Genomic DNA, 10,367 nt, shown 5'->3' with positions numbered 1-10,367 from the left:
CTCCTGGCCGGGACCGGGGCGGCGCAAGCCGTAGCGGTTCCAGTCACGGATCGGCTGATGGCGCTTCCAGTTGGAATATTTCTGGCCGTTGCGCCAATGGCTGCGCTTCACGACGACCTTCTTCTTCACGACACGCTTGTCGACATGCCTGCCGGGCTTCTGCCAGTCGACCTGGGTGTAATTCGACTGCGGCGTGCTCGGCTGGGCGAGCGGCGCGGCCTGGCCGGAGAAGGCCGAGGCGGCCAGCATCGAGGCGGTGACGGCGGAAAGTATGAGACGCTTCATGGTCGGTACTCCTTGTTGTCGATAGACAGAGGAGTAACCGCCAATGGATGAACCGAAACTGAACGCCAGAATTACAATTCTGTAATGGTTTCCGATGCTTGCGCAAGCTGCTTCAACAACGCTTCGGATCGCCTCCGGCTATGCCGCCGAGCGTTGGCAATATGAAGCGAAAGCGCAGCCGCCGGGCGTATGCAACCAATGCTTCCTCCATTCATTTCCGACATGCGCCGTCGAGCCGAGACGATCATCGCATCAGAAAAATCTATTATTCGGCTAATCTTAATTGGTATATTTCGACGCGTTGAAATGACTAAGATTCGTACTCCTCTCCGCGTCGCCGGAGCCAACTCGCGAGGTCGGCTGTGAGCGGCTCCGTCGTCCTCCTGCACCTTGCCGGCGCGGTGGCGCTGATGCTGTTCGCCACCCGCATGGTCAAGACAGGGGTCGAGCGCGCCTATGGCGACGTGCTGCGCCACAGGTTGCGCGCCACCATGCGCAATCCGGTCATGGCGGTGCTGGCCGGCTGTGGGCTGGCGGTCGCGCTGCAGAGCTCGACCGCGGTGACGCTGCTGGTCGGCTCCTTCGCCGGCGCCGGCATCGTTTCGGGCGCCGCCGGGCAATTGGCGGTGCGCGGCGCCGAGATCGGCTCGGCGCTGGTGGCCAAGCTGCTCACCTTCGACCTCACGCTTCTGGTGCCGCTCTGCCTGATCGCCGGAACTGTCATGTTCATGGCCACCGAGCGGCGCGACTGGCGGCAACTCGGCCGCATCCTGATCGGCGTCGGCCTGCTGATCCTGTCGCTGGAGATGATCGGCCAGGCGTCGGAGCCGCTGCGCAACAGTCAGTTGATGCCGCTGATCATCAATTATTTCTCGGGCGACTCCATCACCACTTACCTGCTGGCCGCGCTGGTCACCTGGCTGTTCCAGTCGAGCATCGCCGCAGTGCTCTTGATGGCGACGCTGGCGGGCCGCGGGCTGATCACGCCGGAACTGGGTGTCGTCCTGGTGCTGGGCGTCAACCTTGGCTCGTCGCTGATTGCGCCGATGCTGACGCGGTCGGCGCCGCCGGAGGTGCGCATCGTACCGGTCGGCAATCTTCTGATGCGCGGCCTCGGCTCGCTGATCATGCTGGTCCTGATCATGACCTTCAAGCCGGATGTCGCCTTCCTCGGCAGGACCGCGCCGGATCAGATCGTCAACGCCCACATCCTGTTCAACGTGCTGATCCTGCTCGCTGGGCTGCCGCTGGCCGGTCTCGTCTACCGCGCTTCCGAAAAGATCGTGGCGCTGGGCACCAAGCCTCAACCCGCCGCCACGCTCGAGGTCGTGGAGCTTTCGGCGCTGAACGAGAGCGCCCTCGACACGCCGAGCCAGGCGCTGGCCAACGCCACGCGCGAGGTGGTGCGGGTCTGCGAGACGGTCGAGATCATGCTGAAGCGCATCATCGAGCTCTACGAAGATGCCGATCCCGCCAAGATCAAGGCGCTTGCCGCGCTCGACGACCGCGTCGACAGGAAGCATGCCGCGATCAAGCTCTATCTCGCCAAGATCACCAGGAATCCGCTGACCGAGGACGAGGCATTGCGGTGCCAGGAGCTGATCGGCGCCTGCGTCAAGCTGGAACAGGTCGGCGACATCATCGTGCGCAACATGCTGGTGCATGTCAGGAAGAAGCTGGAGCGCGGCCTGGAATTCACCCCCGAGGGCTGGCAGGAGCTTTGCGCGTTCCATTCCTCGGTGCTGGCCAACGCGCGCCTTGCCTTCAACGTGCTGGTCTCGCGCGACCCGGAAACCGCCAGGCAATTGGTTCTGGAGAAGGACCTGCTGCGCGAGCGCGAGAAGGAAACCAGCGCCAGCCATTTCCTGCGCCTGCGCGAAGGCACCGCCAAGAGCGTCGAGACGAGCTCGATCCACCTCGACACCATCCGCGACCTGAAGCAGATCAACTCGCTGCTTGCCTCGATCGCCTATCCGGTGCTTGAGGAGCGCGGCCTGCTCGGCGGCTCAAGGTTGAAGGCGAGCTGAGGCGATCGGGACCTGCTGAAGAAATTAGTCTTTGCTCATCCTCGCTTCAGTCGGCTAAGGATCGCCTGAGGACCTGTTGGGAGGACGATCGGTCGATGGACACGCATTCGCGCAGCTTCGCCAAGGCGCTTTCGTGGCGCGCCACCGGCACGATCGACACGATGATCATATCGCTGGTGATCACCGGCAGCGTAAAGCTCGCCGCAGCCATCGGCGGGACAGAAGTTGTCACAAAGTCGCTGCTCTTTTATCTTCATGAGCGAGCCTGGCTGAAAATTCCTTACGGCAGAAACAAGAAGCCGGCCTCGTTGCCGGTGACCGAGGCTGAGCCAAATCTGGTCAAGAAAAGCTAAAGCGCCATCGCCAATTTCTGCATTGCCGCGCCCGCCCAGGCGTGGTTTGAGGCCGTGCATTCCCTCGCCTGTGTTTTGAGCCATGCTGCCTCTGATTGCCCTTTTCCTTGCTGCCTTCGCCTTCGGCACCACCGAATTCGTCATCGCTGGCGTGCTGCCGGAGGTGGCGCAGGGCCTCGGCGTTTCGGTGCCGACCGCCGGCTATCTCGTCTCCGGCTATGCCTGCGGCATCGCCATCGGCGGCCCACTGCTGGCTTTGGCCACGGGCAAAGTCTCGCGCAAGACGCTGCTGATCGGCCTGACGATCGCCTTCACGCTTGGCCAGGTGGCCTGCGCGCTGGCCCCCGATTTCACCGCGATGCTTCTGCTGCGTATCGCCACCGCCGTGGCGCATGGCTGCTATTTCGGCGTCGCCATGGTGGTTGCGGTCAGTCTGGTGCGCGAGGACCAGCGCGGCCGGGCGGTCGCGGTCATCCTCTCGGGGTTGACGGTTTCCAATGTCATCGGCGTGCCCGCCGGCACCGCGATCGGCAGCCTGTGGGGCTGGCGCGCGACCTTCTGGGTGATGGGCGCGCTGGGCCTCGTCGCGATTATCGCCATGCTGGCGCTGCTGCCGCGAACGGCGGGCGCCGCCAACCGGCCGGCCGGGCTGGCGCGCGAAGTTCGCGTGCTCGGCCGCCAGCAGGTCTGGACCTCGCTGATCCTCATGCTGATGCTGATGATCGGCCAGTTTGCGCTGTTCACCTACATCACGCCGATGCTGCTCGAGGTGACCGGCCTCGACGAGAGCCTGATCCCATGGGTGCTGCTGCTCAACGGCGTCGGCGCCACGATCGGCGTTCTGGTCGGCGGCAAGCTCGCCGACTGGAAGCTGATGCCGTCGCTGATCGTCATGCTCGCCCTGCAGGCGGTGGCGCTGGGTGTCATCCACCTTGTCAGCCCCTACCCGGTGCCGATGATCGTGGCCATCGTCATCTGGGGCGGTCTCAACTTCGCCATCGGCGCGCCGATCCAGACGCGCATCCTCGCCTGGACGGCCGATGCCTCCAACCTCGCTTCCTCGCTGATCCCGTCCGGCTTCAATGTCGGCATCGCGCTCGCCGCGTCGCTGGGCGCGGCGATGCTCAATGCCGGCTATGGCTATCGCAGCCTGCCGCTGGCCGGCGCGCTGGCCATGCTGGTGGCGGTGGTGGTGGCTGTCGCCTCGCAGGCCTGGGAATGGCGCAGCCGCGCGACGCCGCCGCTGCCGGCCGCGGCCGAGTAACGGACCAAGCTTTCGGTTTGTTGCCTCAGACCTTCGGTCGCGAGAAGTCCGCAGTTCCTGAAAGGATGGAAGCCAGGCTTTGAAGGCCTTCCTTCAACCGTTCGCGGTTGGGGGTAGCGCCTAGCGCCAGGCGGAAGCCATTGGCGAAGTCCGCCCCTATGGCGAACTCTTCCGCAGGGCTGATGGCCAGTCCCCGGCGACGGGCGATGTCGGCAAGTTCGGCTGAGCGCAACTCACTCTTCAGCGGATGCCACAGATGCAGGCCGGCATCCGTTGCCGCGAAAGCTCTGGAGAGGATGGTGCGGGCAATCTCTTGCCTGGCCAGCGCTTCGGCACGCACGGCGTTGGTGATCTCGCCGGCAAGGCCGCTTCGCAGCCACTCGCAGGCAAGGCCCGTCATCAGCGGCGGCGCCATCATGGTGGTGCCGCGTATCGCTGCCGCGATCCGCTCCGCGGCTTGCGCGTCCGGCGCCGCCAGAAAGGCCGTGCGCAGGAAAGGCGATATGCATTTCGCCAATGTCGCGACATGGAGGGTTCGCTCGGGCGCCAAGGTCAGAAAGGCCCGCGGCGGCGCCGTCAGCAAGCGGCTGTAGGGATCGTCCTCAACGATGGTCAGCTCGAGCTTCGCGGCCATGCGGGCGAGTTCGCGTCGCCTGCCTTCGGGCATGACGGATGCGGTCGGATTTTGCAGCGTCGGATTGAGGTAGACGAAGCGGGCGCCGTGCCGTCGCGCCGCTTCTTCGAGATCGTCCGGCCGCATGCCCTCGCCGTCATTGCCGACAGCGGCAAGGTTGCGTCGCGTGGCCCCGGCCAGCGCGATCAGCCCGGGATAGGTCAGCGCATCGGCCAGGATCGTGTCGCCCTCCTGGGTCTCCGCCAGCACGACGGCCGTGAGCAGCGCCTGCGCGCCCGAACCGACAACGACCCTGTCGGCCGGTAGCCTGTCTCCCGCCGCGGCGAGCCATGACGAGCCTGCGGCGCGCTCCGCGGGCGAGCCCGGGCCGGGATGATAGGAAAGCAGCGCTTCCGCGCTGGAGCGCTTGAGCAACCCCTCGATGCCTATGCGGATCAGGGCCGGCAGGTTGAGGCCGGCAGGGGCTGGCGGGATGTTCATGCTGAGATCGAGGGCAGGCTCTTCCGGTTCGCCCGGCGTGACGAAGGTGCCGCGGCCCGCCGTCGCGTCGATCAGGTTTCTGCGCCTGGCTTCGGAAAACGCCCGCGTCACGGTGGTAAGATCGACCCCGAGCAGCCGGGCAAGTTCCCGTTGCGGCGGCAACCTGTCGCCCGGCTGCAATCGGCCGTTCGAGCGGGCATCCGCAAGAGCGTCGACGATCTTGAGATAAACGGGTTTTGGCCCCGCCGGCAAAGCCGGGAGCCAGCCGAGGTCACTTTCGCCGGTCACTTATCGCTATCCATACACTTTGTCGCATTGTATGCATACAAGAATGATATATGTATGTATCCGTGATCTCAAGGCCGGCTCGGCCTCACGCGAGATCCACTGGAGCGACGATCATGCAAGACCTTGCGCATTATCCACATCTGGTGCCCTGGCAGGTAGGAATTCGGGGCCGCTGTCCGCGTTGCGGCGAGGGCCACCTGTTTGAGGGATTCCTCAAGCTGGCGCCGAAATGCGATGTCTGCGGGCTCGACTATTCCTTTGCCGATCCCGCCGACGGGCCGGCCTTCTTCGTCATCTGCTTTGCCTGCGTGCCTTCGGTGCTGTTCGCCGTCTGGGCGCAGGTGACCTTCGAGCCCTCCATGTGGTTCCACGCTTTCGTTTCGATCCCGATCGTTCTCGCGACTTGCATTCCGCCGCTCAGGCCGCTCAAAGGCTGGCTCGTGGCAAGCCAGTTCTACCACAAGGCGGAAGAAGGAAGGCTGGCCAAGCCCGGCGAGTAACCGCCGAACCGATCTAAAGACCGATCCGATATTTGAGGCTTTCCGCGCCACCATAGGCGGCGGCCTTGGCGAAGCGCCCGACAAGCATGCCGCCATTGGCGAGGATCACCTTCTGGGATGCAAGATTGTCGAGGTCCGTGGTGATCTCGACATGATCCAGGCCCACTGCCCTCGCCTCCTCGAGCATCAGCCGCAACGCTTCGGTGGCATAACCGCGCCCCTCCTTCCACGGCATCACCGCATAACCGATATGGCCAAGCACGTGCGGCGGCAGCGCCGATGTGCCTTTTTGCCAGCGCAGGCCTATCGAGCCGGCAGCCTCGCCATCCCAGATCCAGCGTCGAAAGCCAGGCAGGCGCGGCACGGTCGTGCCGTCGGGCAGTGTGATGGGCGGCCCCTTGGCCTCGGGATCGTCGAGGCCGGCAAGAAAGGCCACCGGATCCTGTTCGATCGCCTCGAGCTGCTCGCGCGTTGCTTCCAGCAGCCGCACATTGTCGGGCGACCACCCGCGCTCGAGCGCCGCCTTGTAGGACGGCAAATGTTCGAGTGCGGGTTTGACGATCTCGATCATTGTTCGTTTCCCTATCGAGACCGAGATAGCCGCCACGCGGATCGCTCTCAAGTCGCCTGGAACTGGATTTCGCCCTTGTTGAGGAAACAGGCCTTGTCGAACAGCGACAGGTCGAGCGGGTTCGGCAGCCGGATATCGCCGATATCCGGGAACGGTTTCCGGGCGGGATCGTAGGACCTGTCGATCTGGGAGATGAACACCAGCACCAGCCCGCGTTCGCGGGCGAACGACCTCAGCGCGCGTATCTGGACCATGAGCTCAGGATTCTCGCGCTTCTGGTCGAGCAGTTGCAGATAGTCGATCACCGCCAGCGTACCGCGCGGCGCCGACCGCAACGCCTCGATGATGTAGGCGGCGCTGATGGCGTCGGAATTGTCGAAGGTAAACAGATGGTCGAAATCGGCAGGGTCGGCACCGATGTCCCGGAACCGGCCCAGTATGTCGGCATGCATGTATTCCAGGGTGAAGAATATGGCGCGATCGCCCTGCTTCATGGCCGCCACGGCGAGTTCGAGGCTCATCAGCGTCTTGCCTTGGCCCGGTCGCGCCGCCACGAGGACCATGTCGCCGGGTATCAGCCGGGCCAGCAGCCTGTCGCCGGGCGCAGCCTCGGCGACCTTGGCCGCAAGCAGGCTCCAACTGGCAAAGCCTTCTTCACCGGCAACGCGGTCGAGCGCCGTATGGAGTGGAACATTTTCCCGGCGCGACAGGAGCCTCGCCTGGCGTTTCAGATGATGGACGGGTGCGGAAAGCCGCATCGAAAACCTCCTGCCGCGAGCAGTCTTGGCAACCCCTCCTTATGCCTTGTGCTCGAACAGTTGGTCGGGTGATCGACTGCCCTGCATGAACGATGCTTCCCGGTGGAGGGAGGAGGCGTGGGCGCGCCGGAATCAGATCATAGCGCAATCGAAGCGGGCCGAAAATCCAACCTCCAAAAGGTGTCGCTAAACTAGAAGTGTTTCGCCGAGGGATGCGAGACCTTCTATGATCGGCTCGGCTGATTCACGGGTGCGAGACATTTCGACGGGAGGGGCAAGAGGGTGCGGTTGAGATCTGTTCCGCTGGGCGCGGCCGTCTTCTGCCTTGTCGCGATCCTGGCAGCGCTGACGGCATCGGTCAGCTCTTTCGCGGCCTTGCGGCCGTCGACCATTCCCGACTGGCTGCAGCGCCACGTCGGCGACGGCGAAGGCCAGATTTCTCGGGTCGTGCTGGAGCGGGCGCGCGCGCTCTACCAGAAGAAGGTCAGCGAAGGCCCGGTCAGCAACCCCTGCTATTTCGCCATGGATGCCACGCGTCCCGGCGACCTCGGCAACAGTGTGCTCGGCCAGCGTTATTATGTCATCTGCGAAGCCAAGCAGATCTTCCGCGCGGTTTCCTCGGGCCATGGCGGCGGCCGCAACCTGAAGGGCGTCGCCGATTTCTCCAACGGCAGGCGCTGCGCGAAAAACTTCGGCAACGCGATGGACTCCGAGCTGACGGCCGGCGGCGCTTACATGACCGCCGAGACCAAAACCTCCTTCAAGGGCTACTATCGCGTCGGCGCTGAGAACGCGGCGTTCATGCGCACCTTCATCCAGTTCGACGGCGAAGGGGAGACGGCGAACGCCAGGCAGCGTGTCATCGGCGGGCACCCGGCGGCCATCCTGAAGGGCTTGTGCATGCGCAAGAACCCACAAAGCTCTTACGCCGACCACGACGGCTTTGTGCCCTACGGCAAGCTGGTGAATTACGCCGGCGGCCGCAGCAATGGCTGCACCAGCTGGTCGCCGGCCGATGCCGAGCAGATCATCCCCCTGGTGAAGAACAGCCCGACGACGCTCTACATCTACCCTGAATCGCGCGACATCGCCGCCGTCGCCCGCGCCAAGGCCGCTGGCCAGGCGCTCTCAAGCGCTGGTCCTTATTGGAACGCCTCCTGCCTCAAGGAGATCGGCGCGCCAAAATTCTGGCCGAAGCAGACGCTTGAGCCGATCATCGCGCAGTACAAGAAGGACCATCCGGCGCCACCCCCGCAGCCGGTGCCGATCTGCCAGGACTAGCGAGGCAGCGCCCTACTGAAGCAGCCCCTTGATGATGGCGCTGGCCTTGGCGAAGTCCATCTGGCCGGCATATTTCTGCTTCAGCGCGCCGATCACCTTGCCCATGTCCTTCTGGCTGGCCGCACCTGTCGCCGCGATCGCCTCGCGCGCAGCGGTCGCAATCGCTTGATCGTCGAGCTGCGTCGGCAGGAACGCGCGAATAATCTCCATCTCGCCGCGCTCCTGTGCCGCCAGTTCCGGCCGCTTGCCATCCTCGAAGGCTTTGGCCGATTCCTCGCGCTGCTTCACCATCTTGGCGAGGATCTGCAGGATCTCGTCCTCGCTCGCCGGCGGCTTGCCGGCGCCGCGATTGGCGATGTCGCGGTCGTGGATGGCTGCCTGGATCAGCCGCAGCGTCGGCAGGCGGTGCTTGTCCTGCGCCTTCATCGCGCTCTTCATGGATTCGGCGATTTTCTCGCGCATCGTGCTTCTCCTTCGAATGCGGCGGACAATAGCTTCGCCGAACGGGTAACGCAAATTCTGACAAGCCGCTGATATTGCTGGACGAATACTAATCAAACCTGGCTCGACGCAGCCTCATTGACCGCTTGGGCGCCTTCGCCTATGTACTCGGTCCTGCATGAGACAATGAGTTGACGCGAGGGAGCTGAAAATATCCAGCCCGCGCGTCTTGCCGCGCAAACGGTTCCGCCGCCCCGTTGAAGCGCCTGACAGGAGTGCCGCCATGGCCACGACCACCGCCCCCTGGGCCACCGAAAAGCCGACCGCCCTTCTGGTGCTCGCCGACGGCACGGTGATCGAGGGCCGCGGTCTCGGCGCCACCGGATCGGCCGTCGCGGAAGTGTGCTTCAACACCGCGCTGACCGGTTACGAGGAGATCCTCACCGATCCTTCCTATGCCGGCCAGATCGTCACCTTCACCTTCCCGCATATCGGCAATGTCGGCACCAATGACGAAGACATCGAGGACTTGCATCCGGCCGCCCGCGCCGGCGCTGTCGGCGCGATCTTCAAGGCCAATGTCACCGACCCGTCGAACTATCGCGCCGCGGGCCATCTCGACCAGTGGCTGAAGCGGCGCGGCATCGTCGCGCTGTCCGGCATCGACACCCGCGCGCTGACCGTGCTGATCCGGGAGAAGGGCATGCCCAATGCCGTCATCGCGCATGCGCCCGATGGCGTCTTCGACATCGAGGACCTGAAGCGGCAAGCCGCGGCCTGGTCGGGCCTGATCGGCCTCGATCTCGCCAAGGAGGTCACGTCCGGCCAATCCTCGGTCTGGCGCGAGACGCCCTGGATCTGGAACGAGGGCTATGGCGAGCAGAGCGAGCCGTCGATGCATGTCGTGGCCATCGACTATGGCGTCAAGCGCAACATCCTGCGCCTGCTGGCAGGCCTCGGCGCCAAGGTCACCGTCGTCCCGGCCAAGACGGGCGCGGAGGAAATCCTCGCCATGCAGCCGGACGGCATCTTCCTGTCCAACGGCCCCGGCGACCCGGAAGCGACCGGCGAATACGCCGTGCCGGTGATCCAGAACCTCTTGAAGACCGACATCCCGGTGTTTGGCATCTGCCTCGGCCACCAGATGCTGGCGCTGGCGCTCGGCGGCAAGACCGAGAAGATGCATCAGGGCCACCACGGCGCCAATCATCCGGTCAAGGACCACACCACCGGCAAGGTCGAGATCGTGTCGATGAACCATGGTTTCGCCGTCGACGCCGACTCGCTGCCCGAAGGCGTCGAGGAAACCCATGTCTCGCTCTTCGACGGCTCGAACTGCGGCATCGCGCTGACCGGCCGGCCGGTGTTCTCGGTGCAACATCATCCCGAGGCCTCGCCAGGCCCGCAGGATTCACACTACCTCTTCCGCCGCTTCGTCAACCTGATCCGCGAGCGGCGGAAGAGGTAGTGTGAATCCTGCGGGCC

11 protein-coding genes are annotated in these 10,367 nt (G+C 64.6%); 6 read left to right on the top strand and 5 right to left on the bottom strand.

The genetic code is table 11. From position 1 onward, the window contains the following. Positions 1-285: hypothetical protein (locus EOD07_RS10065; protein WP_127235325.1), on the bottom strand; the 285-nt coding region annotated here is incomplete at its 3' end. Positions 286-647: 362 nt separating this feature from the next. On the opposite strand from EOD07_RS10065, the gene EOD07_RS10060 reads away from it, so the two are divergent. From EOD07_RS10060 to EOD07_RS10050, 3 genes are all read left to right on the top strand, one after another. Then, complete coding sequence (locus tag EOD07_RS10060) at positions 648-2,312, top strand: Na/Pi cotransporter family protein (RefSeq protein ID WP_041002373.1); 1,665 nt, start codon at positions 648-650, stop codon at positions 2,310-2,312. A gap of 95 nt (positions 2,313-2,407) precedes the next feature. After that, entirely contained in the window at positions 2,408-2,665 is a 258-nt protein-coding gene (locus EOD07_RS10055; protein ID WP_127235324.1) for a DUF2061 domain-containing protein, read from the top strand. Between the two features lie 82 nt (positions 2,666-2,747). Further along, positions 2,748-3,929 carry an MFS transporter gene (locus EOD07_RS10050; RefSeq protein ID WP_041005940.1) on the top strand — a complete coding sequence of 394 codons (1,182 nt, stop codon included), beginning with the start codon at positions 2,748-2,750 and terminating at the stop codon, positions 3,927-3,929. Positions 3,930-3,954: 25 nt separating this feature from the next. Here EOD07_RS10050 and EOD07_RS10045 read toward each other — a convergent pair whose 3' ends face one another. Continuing rightward, positions 3,955-5,331, bottom strand: a complete 1,377-nt coding sequence (locus EOD07_RS10045) for a PLP-dependent aminotransferase family protein (protein ID WP_127235323.1) — start codon at positions 5,329-5,331, stop codon at positions 3,955-3,957. A gap of 113 nt (positions 5,332-5,444) precedes the next feature. Between EOD07_RS10045 and EOD07_RS10040 the strand changes: the two genes are divergently transcribed. Then, positions 5,445-5,831 carry a DUF983 domain-containing protein gene (locus EOD07_RS10040; protein ID WP_040989503.1) on the top strand — a complete coding sequence of 129 codons (387 nt, stop codon included), beginning with the start codon at positions 5,445-5,447 and terminating at the stop codon, positions 5,829-5,831. Positions 5,832-5,844: 13 nt separating this feature from the next. Here EOD07_RS10040 and EOD07_RS10035 read toward each other — a convergent pair whose 3' ends face one another. Next, on the bottom strand, positions 5,845-6,402 hold the full coding sequence (locus tag EOD07_RS10035; RefSeq protein WP_127235322.1) for a GNAT family N-acetyltransferase: 558 nt from the start codon (positions 6,400-6,402) through the stop codon (positions 5,845-5,847). A 47-nt stretch (positions 6,403-6,449) separates the two neighbouring features. After that, on the bottom strand, positions 6,450-7,160 hold the full coding sequence (locus EOD07_RS10030) for a DNA helicase (RefSeq protein WP_127235321.1): 711 nt from the start codon (positions 7,158-7,160) through the stop codon (positions 6,450-6,452). Positions 7,161-7,442: 282 nt separating this feature from the next. On the opposite strand from EOD07_RS10030, the gene EOD07_RS10025 reads away from it, so the two are divergent. Further along, positions 7,443-8,441 (top strand): hypothetical protein, encoded by a 999-nt coding sequence (locus EOD07_RS10025; protein WP_127235320.1) that lies wholly within the window; start codon positions 7,443-7,445, stop codon positions 8,439-8,441. Between the two features lie 12 nt (positions 8,442-8,453). Here EOD07_RS10025 and EOD07_RS10020 read toward each other — a convergent pair whose 3' ends face one another. Beyond that, entirely contained in the window at positions 8,454-8,903 is a 450-nt protein-coding gene (locus EOD07_RS10020; RefSeq protein WP_041002361.1) for a GatB/YqeY domain-containing protein, read from the bottom strand. A gap of 262 nt (positions 8,904-9,165) precedes the next feature. Between EOD07_RS10020 and carA the strand changes: the two genes are divergently transcribed. Then, complete coding sequence (gene carA / locus EOD07_RS10015; RefSeq protein WP_127235319.1) at positions 9,166-10,350, top strand: glutamine-hydrolyzing carbamoyl-phosphate synthase small subunit; 1,185 nt, start codon at positions 9,166-9,168, stop codon at positions 10,348-10,350. Positions 10,351-10,367 lie beyond the last annotated feature (17 nt).

The organism is Mesorhizobium sp. M2C.T.Ca.TU.002.02.1.1 (genome assembly GCF_003997225.1).
Note: the sequence above shows the minus strand (reverse complement) of the source record. Positions and strands in the feature narration are given on the sequence as shown.

Excerpts from the sequence above, each read along its gene's own strand:
- EOD07_RS10055 (WP_127235324.1), top strand. The coding sequence starts at position 2,408 with ATGGACACGCATTCGCGCAGCTTCGCCAAGGCGCTTTCGTGGCGCGCC.
- EOD07_RS10050 (WP_041005940.1), top strand. The coding sequence starts at position 2,748 with ATGCTGCCTCTGATTGCCCTTTTCCTTGCTGCCTTCGCCTTCGGCACC.
- EOD07_RS10040 (WP_040989503.1), top strand. The coding sequence starts at position 5,445 with ATGCAAGACCTTGCGCATTATCCACATCTGGTGCCCTGGCAGGTAGGA.
- EOD07_RS10035 (WP_127235322.1), bottom strand. The coding sequence starts at position 6,402 with ATGATCGAGATCGTCAAACCCGCACTCGAACATTTGCCGTCCTACAAG.
- EOD07_RS10030 (WP_127235321.1), bottom strand. The coding sequence starts at position 7,160 with ATGCGGCTTTCCGCACCCGTCCATCATCTGAAACGCCAGGCGAGGCTC.
- EOD07_RS10020 (WP_041002361.1), bottom strand. The coding sequence starts at position 8,903 with ATGCGCGAGAAAATCGCCGAATCCATGAAGAGCGCGATGAAGGCGCAG.
- carA (WP_127235319.1), top strand. The coding sequence starts at position 9,166 with ATGGCCACGACCACCGCCCCCTGGGCCACCGAAAAGCCGACCGCCCTT.